Below are 19,446 nucleotides of genomic sequence, written 5' to 3' on the forward strand. Positions count from 1 at the left end.
CGCTGTCCTGCCCCGGAGGAACGCCGCTGGCCCGTCGCCGATAAACGCTCCTGGTGCTTAAACTCGCGGCGTCGCCGCGTTTCTCACACGGATCGGCGTTTATCGGCGACTGCCGGCCGCCGCGTGCCCGCGCGCGCCGCCCCCGCGCGCGCCGTGCCCGCCGCCCCCCCGGCACACGCGAAAGCGGCGCCGCCCCGCAGGACGACGCCGCTTCGGCGACGGTGTTACGCCTGGCCGAGGGCCGCGGACACGACGGCCCGCGCCTCTTCCTGCACCGCGCGCAGGTGCTCTTCGCCGCGCAGCGACTCGGCGTACAGCTTGTAGACGTCTTCGGTGCCCGAGGGGCGCGCGGCGAACCACGCCGATTCGGTCTGCACCTTGAGGCCGCCGATCGCCGCACCATTGCCGGGCGCGTGCGACAGCTTCGCGGTGATGGGCTCTCCGGCCAGCTCGGTGGCCGACACGGCATCCGGAGACAGCTTCGACAGCGCCGCCTTCTGCGCGGGCGTCGCCGCCGCGTCGACGCGCTGGTAGGCGGATGCACCGAACTCGGCCTCGAGCTCGGCGTACCGCTGCGAGGGCGTCTTGCCGGTGACGGCGAGGATCTCGGCGGCGAGCAGGCAGAGCAGGATGCCGTCCTTGTCGGTCGTCCAGACCGTGCCGTCCTTGCGCAGGAACGACGCTCCGGCCGACTCTTCCCCGCCGAACGCGACGGAACCGTCGAGCAGGCCCGGGACGAACCACTTGAAGCCCACGGGCACCTCGAGCAGCGTCTTGCCCAGCGAGGCCGCGACCCGGTCGATGATCATCGACGACACGAGCGTCTTGCCCACGGCGGCGTCGGCCGGCCAGCCCGGTCGGTGCGAGAACAGGTAGTCGATCGCGACGGCGAGGTAGTGGTTGGGGTTCATCAGCCCCGCGTCGGGGGTGACGATGCCGTGGCGATCGGCGTCCGCGTCGTTCCCGGTGAGGATGTCGTACTCGGCGCGCGCGGCGACGAGCGAGGCCATCGCCGAGGGCGACGACGGATCCATGCGGATCTTCTCGTCCCAGTCGAGCGTCATGAACTTCCACGTCGGGTCGACCTCGGGGTTCACCACGGTCAGGTCGAGGCCGTACACCTCGGCGATGAGCGCCCAGTACTCCACCGACGCTCCGCCCAGGGGGTCGGCGCCGATGCGGACGCCCGCGTTCTTGATCGCGTCGACGTCGATGATGGATGCCAGGTCGCGCACGTACGCGTCGCGGAAGTCGTACTGTCCGAGGCCGTCGAGGTCGATGTCGGCGTGGCGGGTGCGCTGCACGCCCTCGAGGCCGGCCGCGATGAGGTCGTTCGCGCGGTCGGCGATCCAACCCGTGGCGTCGGTGTCGGCGGGGCCGCCGTGAGGCGGGTTGTACTTGAAGCCGCCGTCGCGCGGGGGGTTGTGCGAGGGCGTCACGACGATGCCGTCGGCACGGCCCGGGTCGTCCGCCGCGCGGTCGCGGTTGTAGGTGAGGATCGCGTGGCTCAGAGCGGGCGTGGGCACCCACGCGTCGCGGGAGTCGACGCGCACGTCGACGCCGTTCGCGACGAGCACCTCGATGGCGCTGCGCTCGGCCGGGAGCGACAGGCCGTGGGTGTCGCGGCCGAGGAAGAGCGGGCCCGTGATGCCCTGCGCCGCCCGATAGTCCACGATGGCCTGCGTGGTCGCGAGGATGTGGTCCTCGTTGAAGCTCGTGCTCAGCGACGAGCCGCGGTGGCCGCTCGTGCCGAAGGCGACGCGCTGCTCGGGCACCGCGGCATCCGGCTTGCGGTCGTAATACGCGGCGATCAGGTCGTCGATGTCGATGAGATCGGATGCCTCGGCGGGCTGTCCTGCGCGACTGCTCATGCGCCCAGTCTGCCCGCTGTCTCCGACATGCGCACACGCCGTGACGCATTCTGGGCGAATCCGTCGTCGCGCCCGGCTTCGCGGGACGCGTGTGCAGGTCCTCGATCGTGAGAGCGTTCAGCGCACGTGGTCGCGTCCCGCGGCGATCAGAGCCTCGAGAGCGACCCGCAGCGCGGGCGAATCGGCCTGCGAGCGACGGTGCACGGCCACGACGTCGCGAGTGGAGGCCGGTGCCGCGGTGGGGATCGCCACCAGGTCGTCGCCGAGGGCCGCGCGGCCGAGCCGCGGCACCAGTGCCACGACGGCCCCGGTGCGCGCGAGCTCGAGGTGGTTCTCGAATTCCATCGATTCGAAGACCACACGGGGTGCATTGCGGATGCCGTCGAACAGCCGTCGGAGCCACTGCCGGCAGATGGTGGTCTCGAAGGTCGCGACCCAGGCCTCGTCGGCGAGGTCGACGGGGTGCACGACCTCGCGGGTGGCGAGGCGGTGGCTCCGGTGCACGATGACGTCGGCGACGTCGGTGAAAAGGGGTGTGACGACGAGGTTGTCGGGGATCGCGAGGGCCACTCCGCCCCACTGGTGCGCGATCCCGAGGTCGCGCTGGCCGGAGGCCACGAGCGCGACGGTCTCCCACGGCTCGCTCTCGCGCACGAGCAGTCGCAGGTCGGGATGCGCGGCGGCGAGGTCGACCAGCAGGGGCGCGAGCATGCCCCGCACCACCGTCGAGAAGGCGGCGACGCGCAGGTCGCCGGCGACCGCGCCGTGGGGCGAGCCGTCGGCCTGCAGGTCGGCGCGCAGCTTCTCGAGCTCGGCGAGGATCGGCGTCGACCCCACGACGAGGTGCGTCCCGGCGTCGGTGAGCGCGACACCACGGCCGACACGCTCGAGGAGCGTCACGCCGGTCTCGCGTTCGAGGCGCTTGATCTGCTGAGACACCGCGGAGGGCGTGAAGCCCAGGGCCGCGGCGGCCGCCGACACGCTGCCCTCGCGGGCGACCGTGCGCAGCGAGCGGACGGCGTCGAGATCAATCATGCAGCGACGCTACCGCGTTCCGTGAAGAAACATTCGCTGGTGCTACACGACGGATGCCGCTGAGCTGAGACCGTGAGCAGACGCGACATGATGCTGGCCGCCGGGGTGGCCGCCGCCTGGGGGTTGAACTTCCTCGTCATCGAGTGGGGGATGGCCGGCATCCCGCCGCTGCTGTTCGTCGCGATCCGCTTCGCCGTCGTCGCGGCGTTCGTCGTGATCGTGCCCCGGCCCGTGGCGTCCTGGCGCACCGTCGTGGGAGTGGGGCTCTTCATGAGCCTGGGGCAGTTCGGTCTGCTCTACTCCGCGCTGGCGCTGGGGCTGCAACCCGGGCTGGCGGCTCTGCTGCTGCAGGCGCAGGCGGTGTTCACGGTGGTCATCGCCGCGGGCGTGCTGCGCGAGCGCCCCACCCTCGGACAGGGCGTCGGCGTCGCGATCGGAGTGGCCGGTCTCGCGGTGGTCGCCGCCGGTCGCGGGGGGAACGCCCCCGCGCTGGCGGTGGTGCTCGCGCTCGCCGCGGCGCTGTCGTGGGCGGTGGGCAACGTCGTGTCCCGGCGAGCCGGCGTCGTCGCGGGTCCGGGGCCGCTGGGTGCGCTCTCGCTCACGGTCTGGTCGGCGCTCGTCGTTCCCGTCCCGGCGCTCGCCCTCGCGTTCACCATCGATGGTCCCGCCGCGATCGGCGCGGGGCTCGCCGCCTTCGGCTGGTCGGCCGTGCTGTCGACGGTGTACACGGCGGGACTGTGCACCCTCGCGGGGTATGCGATCTTCAACGGCCTGCTCGCCCGCAACCCCTCGGCGGCGGTGGTCCCGTGGGTGCTGCTGGCGCCCGTGGTGGCGATGATCGCCGCGGCTCTCATGCTCGGCCAGATCCCGGCTCCGGCCGAGGTTCTGGGTGGACTCCTGCTGGTGGGCGGCGTGCTCGTGACGACCATGGCGCCGCGCGCACGGCGTCGTCCCGCGATCGCGGAGGCCGAAGCGCGCACCCCGGTCTAGGCTGGTCGCCGTGCTGCCCGACACAGAGACCGTGCCCGCCCGACGTACCTACAGCTACCTGGGCCCGGCAGGGACGTTCACCGAGGCGGCTCTCGCGCAGGTCCCCGAGGCGCGCGATCAGATCTGGCGCCCGGTGCGCAATGTCGGCGAAGCGCTGGCCGACGTCGTCGAGGGACGATCGGATGCCGCGATGATCGCGATCGAGAACTCGGTCGACGGCGGGGTCTCGACGGCGCAGGATGCCCTGGCGACCGTGCCGGGACTGCGCATCGTGGGCGAGTACCTCGTCCCCGTGAATTTCGTGCTCGTCGGGCGGCCGGGGGCCACCCTGGCCGACGTCTCGCTCGTCGCCGCGCATCCGGTCGCCTACGGGCAGTGCCTGGGCTGGCTGAGCAAGAACCTGCCCGCTCACGCCCACCTGCCGGCCGAGAGCAATGTCGCGAGTGCGCTCGGCGTACTGGACGGCACGAGTGCCGCCGACGCTGCGGTCGCCGCCCCCGGGATCGTCGCGCACCACGACCTGAGCGTGCTGGCCGAGAACATCGGCGACAACCCCAACGCCGTGACGCGCTTCGTCCTGGTCAGCCGCACGGTCGCGCCGGCGCCTCCGACGGGAGCCGACAAGACCTCGCTCATCGTCGAGCTGCCCGAGGACCACCCGGGTGCGCTGCTGGAGCTGCTCGAGCAGTTCGCCACCCGGGGCATCAACCTGAGCCTGTTGGCATCCCGTCCCATCGGAGACGCCCTCGGGCGCTATCGCTTCGTGATCGACGCCGACGGGCACGTGCACGACGAGCGCATGGCTGACGCGCTGCTGGGTCTGCGGCGCTTCAGCCCGAAGGTCATCTTCCTCGGATCGTACGCGCGCGCCGACCGCGCGATCGTGCGATACCCGCAGCGCTACAGCGACGACGTGTTCGTCGAGGCCCGCGATTGGCTGCGGGGTCTGCTGAGCGGCGAGCCCGAGGCCTGACCCTCGCACGACTCGGCGACCGTGAGCGGGCACCCACCCCCGCCCACCGCTCTCAGGCCGCCACGGCCGCCGGCGTCGCGATGAGCTCGAGCGTCTGAATCCGTCCGTCCGCCCCTTCGCCGTCGTAGGCCCCGGCCACGGGCGACACCATGATCTCGTCGACGCCGTGCTGCGCGGCGAAGGCGGCGAGCCGGCCCTGCACGTCGGCGCCCGTCCCGACGAACCACTTCTGCCGCGTCGAGGCCATGATCGACTCGGCCATCGCGTCGAACGGGTCGGCCTTCGCCTGCTCGACCGTCTCGAGTGGCACGAGCGGCTTGTTGGTGCGCAGGCGCGCCATCATGCGCAGCTGCGGCACCGCGCGTTCCTCCGCCTCGTCGGCGGTGGGGGCGGCGACGACGTTGGCGGTCACGAAGGTGCGGGGACCCTCGCCGCTGTCGTTGGGCACGAACTGGTCGCGGTACAGGTGCAGCGCCCGGTCGAGCCCCTCGCCGGCGAAGTGATTCGCGAACACGTACGGCAGGCCGAACGACGCCGCGAGCTGTGCGGAGTAGTCGCTCGATCCGAGCAGCCACACCTGCGGCATCCCGGATGCCGCGGGCGTCGCCCGCACCTGATACTCGCTGCCCGAGGTGAAACGCACGGTCGCGCCCTCGGGGGAGGTGAGCGCGAGGATGTCGGTCACGTGATCGGGGAAGCGCGAGACGTCGCTCGTGGTCCCCGAGCGGTTCAGCAGCTGCGTGATGACGGGATCGCTGCCGGGCGCCCGTCCGATGCCGAGGTCGATGCGTCCCGGTGCCAGCGCCTCGAGGGCCGCGAACTGCTCGGCCACGATGAGCGGCGAGTGGTTGGGCAGCATGACGCCGCCCGAGCCCACGCGGATGCGGCTCGTGCGCGCGGCGGCCGCGGCGATCAGGACCGGGGGAGTGGTGGATGCCACCGAGGGCATGTTGTGGTGCTCGGCGAACCAGTAGCGGCGGTAGCCGAGGCGGTCGGCCCGCTCGACGAGGTCGAGGGCGGCGCTCACCGCCTGCGCGCTGGTCTGCCCGTGGCGCACGGGCACGAGGTCGAGAACGGAGAGGGAGGGGATCGCGTCGTTCACCCCCTTGACAACGTCCGCGGGGCGCAGAGTATTCCCCTTCCGCGGGGGCGCAACCCCCGTGACGGACGGGCGCAGACGTTCCTAACGTGCGGCGCATGAGCGATGAAGCGACCGTGGTGCGCACGGTGATGGCCGTCGACGACGCGACGTTCTCGCTCGCGCCGGGACAGGATGTCGATGATCTCGAGAGACGCATCGAGGCCGCCGTGCACGACGGGGGGCGGTTCGAACGGTTCTCGGTGACGGGCGATAGGGAGGTGCGGGTGCTCTTCACCGCCCACTCCCGCGTGGTGCTCTGGGGCGAGGAGGTCTCGGACGGTCCCTTCGCCGCCGAGCCGCCCCCGGTCGACTGGGACGTCGGCTGAGGGCGCGGCATCTACCTTCAGGTTTCTCCCAGGAAGAAAGTCGTGACGAATCCCCTCCGCCGTGCGTCTCACCTTTGACATCGCGGGACACACGGTCCCGGAACGACGGAAGGAAGCGAACATGGCTGAGAACACCACCACCACCGCCACCCCCACCACGAAGGACGGCGGCTCGACCGTCATCGTCGACGCCGTCGTCGCCAAGGTCGCCGGCATCGCCGCGGCTGAGGTCCCCGGCGTCCACGCCCTCGGTGGCGGCGCCGCGCGCGTGATCGGCAACATCCGCCAGGCCGTCGGCGCGAAGGACCACGCCCAGGGCGTGAGCGTCGAGGTCGGCGAGACCGAGGTGGCCGCCGACATCGCCATCCAGGTCGACTACCCCGAGCAGCTGCAGCGCGTGGCCTCGAACGTCCGCGCGGCCGTGCACCAGGCCATCACCGAGCTCGTGGGTATGAAGGTCGCCGAGATCAACGTGACCGTCGTCGACGTGTTCATCCCGGGTGACGACGAGGACGACGCCGACGAGCAGCGCGTCAACTGACATCCGTCGACAAGGGGCGTCACCGCGAGGTGGCGCCCCTTTCGCGTACCCGGACACCGGCCCGGGGGCCGTTCAGCCCCCGTGCCGCACGTGCGCGTAGGCGTCGAGCGCGCGCTTCCGCGTCTCGCCGAGGTCGACCATGGGCTCGGGCGGGTTCTCGCCCAGGTACTCCGGAGCCCACTCGCGCACGTACTCGTCGTGCGCGTCGAACTTCTTGCGCTGCGTCTCCGGGTTGAACACGCGGAAGTACGGGGCGGCATCCGCGCCCGACCCCGCGACCCACTGCCAGTTGAACGGGTTGCTCGCGGCATCCGCGTCGACGAGGCAGTCCCAGAACCACTGCTCGCCGTGGCGCCAGTCGATGAGCAGGTTCTTGATGAGGAATGACGCCGTGACCATGCGCACGCGGTTGTGCATGACACCGGTCTTCCACAGCTGCCGCATCCCGGCATCCACCACGGCGACGCCCGTGTCGCCGCGCTGCCACTTCTCGAGGTGGGAGCGGTTCAGGCGGGGCCAGGGGAAGGCGTCGAAGTTCTTCCGCCAGTTCGCGGTGGCGATGTCGGGGGAGTGGTAGGTCACGTGCCACGCGAACTCCCGCCACACGATCTCGGACAGGAAGCCGCTGGCGCTCTGCGCGTGCTGCCCCGAGCCTTTGTGCTCGAGGGTGTCGTGCCACACCTGGTACGGGCTGAGCTCGCCCCAGCGCAGGCGGGGGGACAGGTTCGAGGTGGCGCCGCCGGCGAACTCGTCGCGGTATTTCGAGTAGTCGCCGAGGTCCTCGTCGAGGAACTCGCGCAGCCGCGCCTTGGCCGCCGGCTCGCCCGGTTCCCACATCTCGCGCAGGCCCCCGGCCCAGTCGGGCTTCGTGGGGAGCAGCTCCCACGACGCGAGGTCGTCGGAGTCGACGGATGCCGAGATCCCGGGCACCTTGCGCGCGTCGGGCATCGGCGGACGTGGCGCCGGGAGCTTCTGCACCGCCCGCGAGAACGGGCTGTACACGCCGTACGGCTTGTCGCCCTGCGTGCGCACGGTCCACGGTTCGTAGAGGAGGTTCGCCGCGAACGACGCCACCGTCACCCCGTCGTCGCGCAGCTTCTCTTTGATGCCTGCGTCGATCTCGCGTTCGGCTCCGCCGTAGCGGCGGTTCCAGAACACGGCGCCCGCTCCGACCTCGTCGACCAGTGCCGGGAGCACCTTCGCTGCCGCCCCGCGGCGCAGCACGAGTGACGCGCCCCGATCCTCGAGCCGTTCGGCGAGGGATGCCAACGACCCGTGCAGCCACCACCGCGCGGCTCCGCCGATAGCGCGCACCCCCTCGGACTCCTCATCGAGGAGGTAGAGGGCCACAATGGGCTCGTCGCGGTCGAGCGCCGCCCGCAGGGCCGGATTGTCGGTCAGGCGGAGGTCGTCACGGAACCACACGATCGAGGGCGAAGCCATCCTCCGACGCTATCCACCGCGGCATCCACCGTTCCGGGCTTGACACCCCCGCGCGCCCGCCGCTCACCGCGTCGCCGAGATCACACGTTCGGCGCGAGATCACCCGCTGCGGCCCCGCCGTTCCGCGTTCTCTCGCGCCGTTCGTGTGATCTCGCCGCGCGCCCCGGCCGGCGGGCAGCGCGACGGCGATGACGGCGATGACGACGATGACGACGACGGCGGATGCCGCGGACGCGCGCGTCAGAGCGCCGAGGTGTCGTGCCCCTTGGGCAGTGCCACGATGAGACCGCCCGCGACGATGCGCGTGTAGATGCGCGTCGCCTCGCCGAACTCGTCGCCGTCCAGCTCGATCGGCTGCGCGGGCGCGGTCGCGAGTTCGATGCCCGTGCCCCGCAGGTAGCGCACCGAGGTGTCTTTACGGCGTTCGAGCACCCGCCGGCCGGCGCGGAACTTGCGCAGCACCGAGTTGTCCCACACGATGCTCCGCCACACGCCCAGCCAGCCCAGCACGCCGGTCGGCTGGAGCACCGCCACGTCGAGGCGGCCGTCGGCGATCGAGGCGTCGGGGATCAGCGCGACGCCGCCCTGCAGGGCGCCGCAGTTCGCGAACAGCACGCTGTGCACCTTGGCCGAGTGCAGGCGGTGACCGTTCAGCTGGTACATCACGCGGAACGGCTTCGCGTTCACGAGGGAGCGGGCGGCGCCGTCGACGTACGCGACCCAGCCGACCTGCTTCTTCAGGTCGTCACGCGTGTTCTGGATCATCGCGGCGTCCAGGCCCATGCCGGCCATGACCGAGAACCCGTGCTCCTCGACCGCGCCGTCGGCGCGGCGGATGCGGGCCAGCCCGGTGTCGATCGAGTGGACGTCGCCGTCGAAGGTCGATCGGATCATCGCGTCGGTGTCGGTCAGCGGCAGATTCAGGTTGCGGGCGAGCAGGTTCCCGGTGCCGCTGGGCACGATCGTGAGCGGCACCCCGGTCGAGGTCAGCGCCTCGGCGACGGCCCGAACCGTTCCGTCCCCGCCGGCCACGAGCACGGCATCCACTTTCTCGTCGAGCGCGGCCCGCGTGGCGTCGTCACCGAGGTCGTCGACGGTGGTCTCGTAGAACAGGGGCTCGGCCCAACCGGCCTCTTCCGAAAGCTCCGCCACCCGCGACCGCAGCTGTTCGGGGTCGACCTTCGTGGGGTTGTAGACGAGGGCGGCGCGCTTCTTCGACGTCGTCTCGGCATCCATCGGCTTCTCGTCGCCCTCGGCGTCGACGCGCTGCGTCTTGCCCGGCAGGTCGGCGGAGGAGTCGGGGCCGATGTCCTCGGGCTGGTGGATGACGTCGTCGGGCTCCGCGGCGTCCTTGGGGTGCGGCACGTCCTTACGGGGGTGGTCCGCGACGTCGTCGCCGAGGCGCGCCGCATCGAAGTGCTCGTGGGAGCCGTCCGCGGCGGCGGCGTCGGCCTTCACCTCGGCGGGTGCGTCGGAGGGGACGTTCTCGGGGGACTCCGCGTCGTCACGCGGCTCGTCAGGGGCGGCCATGGCATCCACCATAGGACCGCGTGGAGCCCGCGAACCGGCCCGAGGGGTGGGCTTGACGACAGGATGCCGCGGACGCATGCGCCGCGCGCGTCGCCCGCCGTTCCGCGGTCGGGGCGGGCCGGGCCCGGCGCCCGGACGCGGTCGGGCGCGACCGTAGGATGGACGCGTGATCGACCTGACTCTGCTGCGTGAAGATCCCGAGCTCGTGAAGCGCTCCCAGATCGCCCGTGGGGAATCGCCCGCGTCGGTCGACGACGCGCTGGAAGCCGACCGCCGTCGGCGCAAAGCCATCACGGACTTCGAAGAGCTGCGCGCGGCGCAGAACGCTCACGGCAAGCGCGTTGCCCAGGCCCCGAAAGACGAGAAGGCCGCTCTCGTCGCCGAGGCCAAGGAGCTGAGCGAGAGGGTCAAGGCTGCGCAGCACGCAGTGACCGAGGCCGAGGCCGCGGCCGACGCCGCGCTGTCGAAGATCGAGAACATCGTCCTCGAGGGCGTGCCGGCGGGCGGTGAGGACGACTTCGTCACGCTCCGCACCCATGGAGAGGTCCCGACCTACGACTTCACCCCGCGCGACCACCTCGAGATCGGCGAGCTGCTCGGCGCGATCGACATGGAGCGCGGCACGAAGGTCTCGGGCAGCCGTTTCTACTTCCTCACCGGCATCGGCGCCCGCCTCGAGCTCGCCCTCATGACGCTCGCCCTCGACCGGGCCCTGCAGGCCGGCTTCACGCCCATGATCCCGCCGACCCTCGTGCGTCCGGAGGTCATGCGCGGCACCGGCTTCCTCGGCCAGCACGCCGACGAGGTGTACCGCCTGCCCAAGGAGGACCTCTATCTGGTCGGGACGAGCGAGGTCCCCCTCGCCGGCTACCACATGGACGAGATCCTCGACCTGGAGCGCGGCGCCAAGCGCTACGCCGGGTGGTCGACGTGCTACCGCAGCGAGGCGGGCTCCTACGGCAAGGACACCCGCGGCATCATCCGCGTGCACCAGTTCAACAAGCTCGAGATGTTCGTCTACACCGACCCCGCCGATGCCGAGGCCGAGCACGACCGTCTCGTCGCGATGCAGGAGGGCATGCTGCAAGACCTCGGGCTGGCGTACCGCGTGATCGACGTCGCCGCCGGCGACCTCGGCTCGAGCGCGGCGCGCAAGTTCGACATCGAGGCCTGGGTGCCCACGCAGGACGCCTACCGCGAGCTCACGAGCACCTCGAACTGCACGACCTATCAGGCGCGGCGTCTCGAGACGCGGTTCCGCCCCGCCGACGGCGGCAAGACGCAGCCGGTCGCGACGCTGAACGGCACGCTGGCCACCACGCGCTGGATCGTCGCGCTGCTCGAGACCCACCAGCGCGAAGACGGATCCGTCCTCGTGCCCGAGGTGCTGCGGCCCTACCTGGGCGGCCTCGAGGTCATGGAGCCGATCGCGTGAGCGACGAGGCCGCTCTGCCCGCCACCGGCGCCGTCGAAAGCGCCCCGAAGCAGGAGGCGGCCGACGCCGTCGCCGAGCTGGCCCATGATGCCTCCGTCGGGCGGATGCTGATCGCCCTCGACATCGACGGCACCGTGCTGCTCGAAGACGACACGCTCAGCCCCGGGGTCGTCGAGGCCGTCGCCCACGCGCAGGCGGCGGGCCACGAGGTCATGCTGGCCACCGGTCGCAGCTGGGACAGCACCCACACGATCATGGATCGTCTCGGCATCCGTCCCGAATACGCCGTGTGCTCGAACGGTGCGATCGTGATGCAGCGCGACGGCGAGGACGGCGATTATCGACGCGCCCACGTCGAGACCTTCGATCCCACCGAGGTGCTGACACTGCTGGGCGAGCACCTCGCCGGGGCGCACTTCCTCGTCGAGCTGCCCGACGGCAAGAGGCTCTTCACCGACTACCTCGACGACTGGAACCTCGAGCAGGCCGACAAGGTCCCCTTCGCCGAGCTGTCGGCGCAGCCGGTGTGCCGCGTGGTCGTGGTGGCCCCCGAGCAGACCGACAAGGACTTCCTCGAGCTCGTCGAGCGCATCGGCCTGACCCAGGTGTCGTACGCGATCGGCTGGACGGCGTGGCTCGACATCGCGCCGAAGGGCGTCGACAAGTCCACGGCGCTCGAGCTGGTGCGCGGATGGCTGAAGATCGCGCCCGAGCGGGTGCTGGTCATGGGCGACGGCCGCAACGACATCGAGATGATGCAGTGGGCGGTCCGCAACGGCGGACGCGCGATCGCGATGCACCAGGGCCCGCCCGAGGTGCACGCGGCGGCGGGCGAGGTGGGCCTGTCGGTCACCGAGGGCGGCGTCGCGGCGGTCCTGCGCGCGCTGTGACCCCGGGCCCGGGGCCGCGTCTCAGGCGTGCGCCGCGTGCCGGGCGCGCACGGCGTCGGCGCGGTGGTCGACGATGCGCGACGCCTCCCACGCCACCAGTCCCACCGGCGGCAGGAGCAGCAGCGCGACGGCCCACGTGGCCTTGAGGCCGACGGTGTTGTGCGGGTCGCGCAGAGCCACGACGGTGGCGAGCACGGATGCCGCGTACACGAGCGCGAACACCGCCAGGACGATCTGCGAAGACAGGGTGGTGACGATCATGAGTGCCTCCTCATCTCAGACGGCCCGACGGGTCGTGGTGGGCTGATGAGGTCCGGTCTACTCCCGTCGGCGGGAGCCGGCGCGGGTGCGGGGCGGATGGATACCGCGGGCATAGGCCGCTCTCAGCGGCGCCGACCGAGCGGGCGCCGCGAGGGCTGACCCCACGCCGTCCGCGCGGCGTCGTGCAGCGTCGCCCGGTCGCCACGCGGCAGCGTCCGCCGCGTGCGCTCGAGCGCGGAGCGGGCGGCATCCTGGAACACCCCCGCGTGAGAGGGGGAAGATGCCGCGAGCGAGGCGAGGCACTTCTGCAGGCGCACCTGCACCTCGATGCTGTCCGCGCCGTCACGGGCCAGGGGGCGGAAGGCGTCGTCGACGAGGTCGCTCAGGCGCACCGGGGGGAAGAACACCCGGTCGTGCGTCACCTCGTCGTCGCGGTCGACCGCGAGCGCGCGGGTGAACACGCGCTGCAGGGCCGCGATCACCTCGATCGCGGTCCCGGGGTCGTTCGTCGCGGACGACAGCGCCCTGCTCCCGATCTCGGTGAGGGCGATCACGCCGAATCGCGGGTCCTGCTCGTAGGTGCGGTGGTGCTCGATGCGGAAGGCGCGGCGCACCGCCTCGCGCACGTCGTCATCCGCGTCTCCGACGACCGCGGCGAGCGGCACGCGCGCATCCGCGATGCGCCCGGGCGTCGCGCGCACGTGGATGTCGACCTCGTGCTGCTGCGCGAGCCGCTGCAGGCCGGCCACGTCGACGTGCGTGACGTATCCCACCCGTTCGGCATGGATCGCCGTGGCATCCGCCGGCACGTCGATCGCGGGGCGCGCTCCGAGCGCGGGGGAGTGCGCGTACGCCTCGAGCGAGGTCGTCGCGGCGTTCTCGACGCGATCGATCACGTCGGCCATGCGGCCGAAGGTGGCGAGGTGCGAGATCCACCGCAGGAGGGTGACCACGACGATCGCGATGATGACGAGGGTCGACACGAACAGGATGGTGCGGCCCTGGCTCCTGTAGTACCCGGTCGAGAGCGCGACGATCCCCACCAGCGAGTAGGCGAACGCGCCGACGAACGTCGAGACGGCGTTCTGCGAGGTCGGGTCGGCGATGAGCAGTTGCGTCGACCGGGGCGTCGCCGTCGTCGTCGCCGACGAGAAGGCCGTCACCATCGCGGTCACCGAGAACGTGCTCGCCGTGAGCATGGCCGTCGCGATGATCTGCAGCAGGGAACCCACCGAGTCGTCGGCGAGGTCGAAGCCGAAGGTGAACGGCAGCAGCGGACCGATGAAGCGCGCCGCGAGCGCCACCGCGATCGCGATGAGCGTGAAGATCGCCGCCCGCACCCAGACCTGCCTCCCGAGGCGGAGGAAGAAGGATGCCAGGGGGCTGCGCGTGGCGAGGGACATGGCGTCGACGCTAGCCGGGGGCGACGGCCCGCGACCGGGGCTGGACGGGGAGCCCGTCGTCTCCACGGGGCGGCCTCGCGCGAACCGGTCGGCGGGGCTCGGTAGACTCGGCTCGTACGGGAGGGTTGTCCGAGCGGCCGATGGACCTGGTCTTGAAAACCAGTGGGCAGCAATGTCCCGTGGGTTCGAATCCCACACCCTCCGCCAAATGTGCGTTATTCGAACCCCGCCCAAATGAAAGTTTGGGCGGGGTTTGCGCATATTCGCCGTCGTCCTCGGTCTGCATGCGCAGGAGCACCGCAGAAGGTCTCCAGCGACGCTCTGGGCGGTTCCATCACTCGCGGACGGGCACGAGTGCTCCGTCCGTCCCTGCAGCGCTGTGTGCGACGTCCTATTGAGTCGGAACCGGGACTACTGCCATCTCCCGCGCTTCGACAGCCAGGGTCGAATCTTTGGAAAGCAGGCCCGCGAACAGTTCCTGGACTTCGGCCTCCTCGACCGAGCCGTCCTGACCGATGAATAGCTTCGTGAACAGCCCCTGATTGAGTAGCCGCCGCTCGGCAGGGATGGCGTTGACGTACTGCTCGTGGCAGAGACGAGCGACTTCCAGTGCCCGTTCGAGCTGGTCGTCCAGTTGTTCGAGCGCCTGCTCGGAACTGGCGATCTGATGCTCGGTGGCATCTACCTCGCGAGTAATCCGGTCCATTTCGCTCTTCAGGATGGCGAGAGGAACAGCCCCGGCGTAGTGAGTCTTCATGAGCGCGGATTGTTCGTTCTTCAGCGCCCGGTGTCGTCGGCGCGCCTCATCGAGAGTGAAGCGAGCATCGGCCACCACCGCCAGCGCAGAAGGCTCGATCTCGAAGACCGTGACCATCCCCTCCGGGACGACAGTCGGTGCACACAATGTCGAGGTACGCGGCGCGACAAGCGGCTCCGCGTACGCGGCACTTACCGTCAGCGACGGTCTGGCAATCACCGGCTTCGACAACACGAATACCGCGGCTACGGGGGTCGGGGCGAGCATCCTGATCCTCGGAGGCACTGCCGCACTAATCGTCGCCCGTCGGGCGCGTCGACAGCAGGTCTGACGCTGCTTTCCGCGCGAGAGCCGGTCCTTCCGAATGGAAGGGCCGGCTCTTCGTCATGCGAGGGTACTAAGCGCCTCAGGGTCAGCGACCGGGCGGGTGAAGTCCGTTCCTCGTTGTCTGGCGGTGTGCTTGGAGTTGTGCGGACCGGCCGTGGCGTAGCCCTGGCGGCCAGAATGACTGACGACAGGTTCGGGTTTCTTTGGGCCGTGAAGAACCCAAGGCGCCTCTGCGGTGGCGGGCAGCCGGTCGATGCTGCCTGTCATACTTTCCGCATGGGGCTAGAAATTGTCATCGGCGTGCTTGGGGTCGCGGTCGCCGTCATCGTGCCGGTTTGGACATATCGGAAGTCCAACCCCAAACGGCAACTACGCTACCGGGTTGAGACGACGCCACTACTGGCTACGGGGCTACCCACCACGGGAAGCCTGCAAGTACTTTTGGACGGGCACGCGGTGAGCAACCCGCAGATCGTGGCGTTGACGGTCTGGTCAGACGGACGAGGAGATATTAGTTCGCAGTCGTTTGATGCGGGACGACCTCTTACTTTTACCGTCGGTGCCCGAATCATCGAGACAATTTCGGCGGAGCCGTCGGCCGAAGTGCACCTCGAAGTCGAGCATCCTGACAAGCTGATCATCCGCCCCGCTCTATTGCACCGGAGCTTCGCGTCTACAACGCGGGTAATCGTCGACGGCACGCCGAGCGTGCAGCCGAATCACGTTCTGCCTGGTATCTCTGTTCTTCCAGTCGCGCTGACAGCGGCCGCAACGGCTATCGAGACCTCGCGGAAGAAGTGGCGCCCTACGGCGCTCTTGATTAGCTCAGCCGCGCTCGTGCTTGGAATAGTGCTGCTCACCATCAGCCTCGTCATCTACTCCTTCGACAGACAGGCTTACCTTCCCTGGGGCGTGGTGGCGGTGCTGGTCATCATCGTCGCTCTACTGGCGGTTTTTGTCTTCTCTATCATTCGCTTCCTCCGCTGGTTGGGCATGATCGTCGAGGCTCGATCCGGGCTCCGACGGTAGGCGCGGCAGTAGGGCTGGGCTTGGCGTGTGCACTTCCGGCTCGGCAACCTTGGTCGATGGGCACGCGGGCGGGACGGGGTACTAGATGGCGAACACTTTGGAACCTGGACGCGTCCGCGTAGGCCACATAGTCGACGCATCGGGCGACGATGGCACCCTTGCGCAGTCCGCCACTCTGACCTTCGATGCCAAAGAGGGCGTTGAGCTTCACGTGGCGTACCTAATCGAGTTGCCGGATGACGCGAACCCTCAGTTCGTTCGTGCCAATCGGTGGTTCACCCGGTTTGGCGAGGACCTCCCAAAGACGCTGGTCTTCTTCGATGAGAGTGGCGTTGTCACTCTCCACCGGCTTCGCGCATCGCGAATCTCTCATGGCAGCCACCCACTGGGGCGTGCTCGGGCCGCGGTCACCATTTTCGAACGACCACGACAGTTTCGCGACGAGTACCTCGTGAAGGAACTCACGTCGACAATCGACGGCCTCGAAGAGTTCGCACGCTTCGAGCCGGTCACCCACGACGTGGAGTACCTGCCCGGCGGGCAGCACCGCACGACGGTTGTGGTCGAGAGCGTCGATTCCATGGAGTGGGATGCGAACGGCTACTCGTATGCGATCAAGTCGAGCGTGTCATGGGCTGCACAGCGCGGCCGATACTTCCATGTCGTCGACAGCGAGCCCTACATCTTGACCACGAGCGATACCGGGGCCTCGCCGCTCGATCATCTCGCGGCACAGTGGCCGATTCGCGCGCTGCTAATCCTCATCCATGGACAACCTCTCTCATGGCGTTCTCATAGGCTCCGCGACGACCAGTTTCCCGTTTGGATGATGGACGGGACGACAAGCGACCCAAGCTTCGTCCAAGTGCAGTTTCAAGGAACGATTGCCCAACACTCCGCGGACAAGCCGTCATCGCCGCACTTCTCTCACCCGCCGCTACAGCTCACTGATCTGACTCCAGCAGCTCTTGCCGACTGGGTCACGCTCTACGGGAATGAGGTTTTCGAACAAGCTGTGCAACCAGCTGTTGAGGTGCTGAACGGGGCATCTCGTTTCCTCGAACCTCAACTAATGATGCTCGCCATATCGCTAGATCGATTCGGCTACTTCAGGTTCGGTGATCGTCGACGTCGGCCGCTGTTCGAGAATATCGAGAAGTGTATGGAAGCCGCGAATATCGAGTGGACGACGGTCGGCTCAAGGCGCGGGATCGCAAAAGCGATCGCTAATGTGAACAATGACCTCAAGCACCCTGACCGAGAAGCCAACCCTCCGTCTATACAGCTCCTAGGACTCACCGCACTCTCCAAGCTCATCGTGCGGGCACAGATCTTTGACCTGCTAGGCGTCGATGACCGACAACGGGACGCGTTCGTAACTAGGGGCAATGATGCGCTCAACGCTCTTCGAATCTTCGCAGATGGGCACATCACGATCTCGGACACCGGGGCTATTCAGGAAAGCGGCGAGAGCACGGGCCGGTCCACGGATTGAGCTAGGGCAAGAAGCGATCCCTCTTGAGTGCCGTGTGCTTCGGCTAAGCGTTTGGTGTCCGGACGTGGGCGACGCTGCTGATGTCCGCGGCGCTCGACTGCGCGAGACGTTCGCAGCACAGATTTACCACGCCTTGAACACGCTCCGTCACCGTCCTTACCCGACGACGATGCCCCGGCTCGGGTCACGATCCACTTTCACCGTGCGCGCACACGAATCGCCATTGAAGTCTCGCCACCTGACGGTGAAGCTCACGCCCAATTTTCTGCCGCGCAGACTCTTCGAACCAAGAAACGAGAGAGAGTTCTCGAACGGCCCGCGTGTCTGGGTCGGGCCGGAGAACACGAACTCGCTACTATCCGCTTCGACACTTACGTCAGTGATCGTGACTCCGGGTTGCATGTTACGTAGGAAGTAGATGTTGGCGCCCGGACCCGGGTCATCAATACGCCACACCGGTTGCATTGGCGGAGCAGCGCGCTGGGCTGCGACCTCTGCCTCGACCTCCGCGCGTCCGGCCGCGCGTCCCTCTTCAAGAGCAGTGCTGCGAGTTGCGGCGATCTGATGTTCGTGTGCTCGCGCAGCGTCACGCATCTGACTCTCCGCGAGAGACCGCACGGCATCGATCTGAGACTGTGCGTGTTTCCGAGCGGCAGCAGCCTCCGCATTGGAGTGAGCCCAGGCCTCCGCTGCCGCCTCCTGCAGCCTCTGAATGCGTTCCGGTACGAGCGTGCTATCCGCAAGCACGGGCGTCACGTCAAGGAGGTCGCAGACCTCCGTGAACCGCTTTTCGCTGGTAGCCGCCATTTCTCGAAGGTGTGCCATCTCCCGCTCGATCGCTGCTTGCCGTGTGCTGGTTGTCGGTCGTAACGTGAGTACCCATCGGACCCCGCGACCGATTGGCTTCCAGAACTTCTCGCGGACGTGTTTGTTAAAGATTGCAAGTACGCCGGTTCCGAGAACCGCCGCAACGGCACCGCCGACTATCGCGATCAGCCACTCTTCTGCAGAGTCCATGAAACGAGGATACGGGGCGCTTTCCAGTGACGCTTCGACGCGCTCAGGTCTTGATATTCAGGGCTTTGCGCATCTGTGCAATGAGGGGGCGAAGGGCACTTCCAACCTTGAACCAAGGTACAAGAGTGGTGCGGGATGCCTCCTCCCATTGCCTGGCCGCCTCGGCGAGACTCGCGGGCCCCAGCACTGCGATCGCGGCTAGCTCCTTAGGGACGCGGTCTCTGTACTCCATGCCTCTAGCTGCATCCGGAGCCAAAGCGCTCTCCAATCGTTCGACCTCTTCCTTCGATGCATGAGGAATGACGTCGTCGATCCGGCTTTGATGGTCTGCAACTGATGAGAGGATGATTTCGTATTCGGTCAGGAAGGCTACGAGCGGCACGTAGGCCTCTAGCCTCTTCTCTCGCAGCCACTTCGCGTGGTCGCGACGCGCTTGGATCGCCGCGCCGAGAAGCCCGCCGACCGCGGCAATCAAGCCGCCGACCATGACCGGAACGAGTGCCTCCATGGTCAACAGCCTCCAAATCTGGGGATCGGTTTGACGGCATTTGCGGTCCTGCGAACTGGTGAAAGTCGTCCTCTGTAGCTGATGGTCACCGTTGGCCGTTCTGCTCGTTCTCGGGGCGCACCGCGCGTTAGGCGGTCCCCCATAGGGAAAAATTCGTAAACGCCCAGGCTTATAGTGCGACGTATGCACGCTTCAGCCGGAAGGACGAGTATCTGAGCCTTGTCGTCGGGCGTAAATCTCGTCCAGCGTGCCCAATGCTTTGTGCCCGTGGCGTCCCGCACCCACGGTGCGCTCACCTGTACTCTGACGTTTCTTGGAGTGGCATCGCCATCGTTAGAAACGAAGCACAGAATGGTCATGACTCCATGCTCGTTTTCCGTCGCAACGGTCTCCATCGCGACGTCGAAATGAGGACGCGGTTGAAAACGGTGATTCTGAACTACGTTAATTCCCGAAGTGACGAGAGCAAGGACG

General features: G+C 68.6%; 18 protein-coding genes and 1 tRNA gene. 9 read left to right on the plus strand and 10 right to left on the minus strand.

Features of this window, described 5'->3' with window-relative positions:
- Nucleotides 1–224: 224 nt before the first annotated feature.
- Both pgm and FB047_RS11675 read right to left on the minus strand, forming a co-directional pair.
- Nucleotides 225–1,871, minus strand: coding sequence for a phosphoglucomutase (alpha-D-glucose-1,6-bisphosphate-dependent) (gene pgm, locus FB047_RS11670; protein WP_136587370.1), 1,647 nt, complete (start codon nt 1,869–1,871; stop codon nt 225–227).
- Nucleotides 1,872–1,988: 117 nt separating this feature from the next.
- Nucleotides 1,989–2,906: a LysR family transcriptional regulator gene (locus FB047_RS11675; protein ID WP_136587371.1), complete on the minus strand. Its 918-nt coding sequence runs from the start codon at nt 2,904–2,906 to the stop codon at nt 1,989–1,991.
- Nucleotides 2,907–2,978: 72 nt separating this feature from the next.
- On the opposite strand from FB047_RS11675, the gene FB047_RS11680 reads away from it, so the two are divergent.
- Together FB047_RS11680 and pheA are read left to right on the plus strand one after the other, a co-directional pair.
- On the plus strand, nt 2,979–3,896 hold the full coding sequence (locus FB047_RS11680; RefSeq protein ID WP_136587372.1) for an EamA family transporter: 918 nt from the start codon (nt 2,979–2,981) through the stop codon (nt 3,894–3,896).
- 10 nt (nt 3,897–3,906) lie between these two features.
- Nucleotides 3,907–4,869, plus strand: coding sequence for a prephenate dehydratase (pheA, locus tag FB047_RS11685; protein WP_136587373.1), 963 nt, complete (start codon nt 3,907–3,909; stop codon nt 4,867–4,869).
- A 52-nt stretch (nt 4,870–4,921) separates the two neighbouring features.
- Here the strand turns inward: pheA and FB047_RS11690 are convergent, their stop codons facing one another.
- The gene (locus tag FB047_RS11690) at nt 4,922–5,971 is read right to left on the minus strand and encodes an LLM class flavin-dependent oxidoreductase (RefSeq protein WP_136587374.1); all 1,050 of its coding nucleotides are present in this window, start codon (nt 5,969–5,971) and stop codon (nt 4,922–4,924) included.
- Nucleotides 5,972–6,066: 95 nt separating this feature from the next.
- On the opposite strand from FB047_RS11690, the gene FB047_RS11695 reads away from it, so the two are divergent.
- Both FB047_RS11695 and FB047_RS11700 read left to right on the plus strand, forming a co-directional pair.
- The gene (locus tag FB047_RS11695; protein ID WP_136587375.1) at nt 6,067–6,336 is read left to right on the plus strand and encodes a hypothetical protein; all 270 of its coding nucleotides are present in this window, start codon (nt 6,067–6,069) and stop codon (nt 6,334–6,336) included.
- Between the two features lie 121 nt (nt 6,337–6,457).
- On the plus strand, nt 6,458–6,877 hold the full coding sequence (locus tag FB047_RS11700) for an Asp23/Gls24 family envelope stress response protein (RefSeq protein ID WP_136587376.1): 420 nt from the start codon (nt 6,458–6,460) through the stop codon (nt 6,875–6,877).
- 72 nt (nt 6,878–6,949) lie between these two features.
- Here the strand turns inward: FB047_RS11700 and FB047_RS11705 are convergent, their stop codons facing one another.
- A complete protein-coding gene (locus FB047_RS11705) occupies nt 6,950–8,320 on the minus strand; it encodes a cryptochrome/photolyase family protein (protein ID WP_136587377.1) in 1,371 nt (456 codons plus the stop codon).
- 240 nt (nt 8,321–8,560) lie between these two features.
- Nucleotides 8,561–9,850, minus strand: coding sequence for a diacylglycerol/lipid kinase family protein (locus tag FB047_RS11710; RefSeq protein WP_205822940.1), 1,290 nt, complete (start codon nt 9,848–9,850; stop codon nt 8,561–8,563).
- A 166-nt stretch (nt 9,851–10,016) separates the two neighbouring features.
- On the opposite strand from FB047_RS11710, the gene serS reads away from it, so the two are divergent.
- A complete protein-coding gene (gene serS / locus FB047_RS11715; protein WP_136587378.1) occupies nt 10,017–11,285 on the plus strand; it encodes a serine--tRNA ligase in 1,269 nt (422 codons plus the stop codon).
- Nucleotides 11,282–12,175, plus strand: a complete 894-nt coding sequence (locus FB047_RS11720) for an HAD family hydrolase (RefSeq protein WP_136587379.1) — start codon at nt 11,282–11,284, stop codon at nt 12,173–12,175. Before serS ends, FB047_RS11720 begins: the two co-directional genes overlap by 4 nt.
- 21 nt (nt 12,176–12,196) lie before the next feature.
- On the opposite strand, the gene FB047_RS11725 is transcribed toward FB047_RS11720, so the two are convergent.
- Both FB047_RS11725 and FB047_RS11730 read right to left on the minus strand, forming a co-directional pair.
- Nucleotides 12,197–12,436: a PLDc N-terminal domain-containing protein gene (locus FB047_RS11725; protein WP_136587380.1), complete on the minus strand. Its 240-nt coding sequence runs from the start codon at nt 12,434–12,436 to the stop codon at nt 12,197–12,199.
- 122 nt (nt 12,437–12,558) lie between these two features.
- Nucleotides 12,559–13,839, minus strand: a complete 1,281-nt coding sequence (locus tag FB047_RS11730; protein ID WP_136587381.1) for a DUF2254 domain-containing protein — start codon at nt 13,837–13,839, stop codon at nt 12,559–12,561.
- A gap of 119 nt (nt 13,840–13,958) precedes the next feature.
- On the opposite strand from FB047_RS11730, the gene FB047_RS11735 reads away from it, so the two are divergent.
- Nucleotides 13,959–14,046: transfer RNA gene (locus tag FB047_RS11735), tRNA-Ser, on the plus strand.
- A 184-nt stretch (nt 14,047–14,230) separates the two neighbouring features.
- Here the strand turns inward: FB047_RS11735 and FB047_RS11740 are convergent.
- Nucleotides 14,231–14,863, minus strand: a complete 633-nt coding sequence (locus tag FB047_RS11740) for a hypothetical protein (protein ID WP_136587382.1) — start codon at nt 14,861–14,863, stop codon at nt 14,231–14,233.
- A 237-nt stretch (nt 14,864–15,100) separates the two neighbouring features.
- On the opposite strand from FB047_RS11740, the gene FB047_RS11745 reads away from it, so the two are divergent.
- Both FB047_RS11745 and FB047_RS11750 read left to right on the plus strand, forming a co-directional pair.
- On the plus strand, nt 15,101–15,952 hold the full coding sequence (locus FB047_RS11745; RefSeq protein ID WP_136587383.1) for a hypothetical protein: 852 nt from the start codon (nt 15,101–15,103) through the stop codon (nt 15,950–15,952).
- An 85-nt stretch (nt 15,953–16,037) separates the two neighbouring features.
- Entirely contained in the window at nt 16,038–17,447 is a 1,410-nt protein-coding gene (locus FB047_RS11750) for a hypothetical protein (protein WP_136587384.1), read from the plus strand.
- Between the two features lie 156 nt (nt 17,448–17,603).
- Here the strand turns inward: FB047_RS11750 and FB047_RS11755 are convergent, their stop codons facing one another.
- Nucleotides 17,604–18,464 (minus strand): hypothetical protein, encoded by an 861-nt coding sequence (locus tag FB047_RS11755; protein WP_136587385.1) that lies wholly within the window; start codon nt 18,462–18,464, stop codon nt 17,604–17,606.
- Nucleotides 18,465–18,507: 43 nt separating this feature from the next.
- The gene (locus tag FB047_RS11760; RefSeq protein WP_136587386.1) at nt 18,508–18,972 is read right to left on the minus strand and encodes a hypothetical protein; all 465 of its coding nucleotides are present in this window, start codon (nt 18,970–18,972) and stop codon (nt 18,508–18,510) included.
- Nucleotides 18,973–19,446: the final 474 nt, after the last annotated feature.

The organism is Microbacterium hydrothermale, assembly GCF_004854025.1.
GTDB classification, from domain to species: Bacteria; Actinomycetota; Actinomycetes; order Actinomycetales; family Microbacteriaceae; genus Microbacterium; species Microbacterium hydrothermale.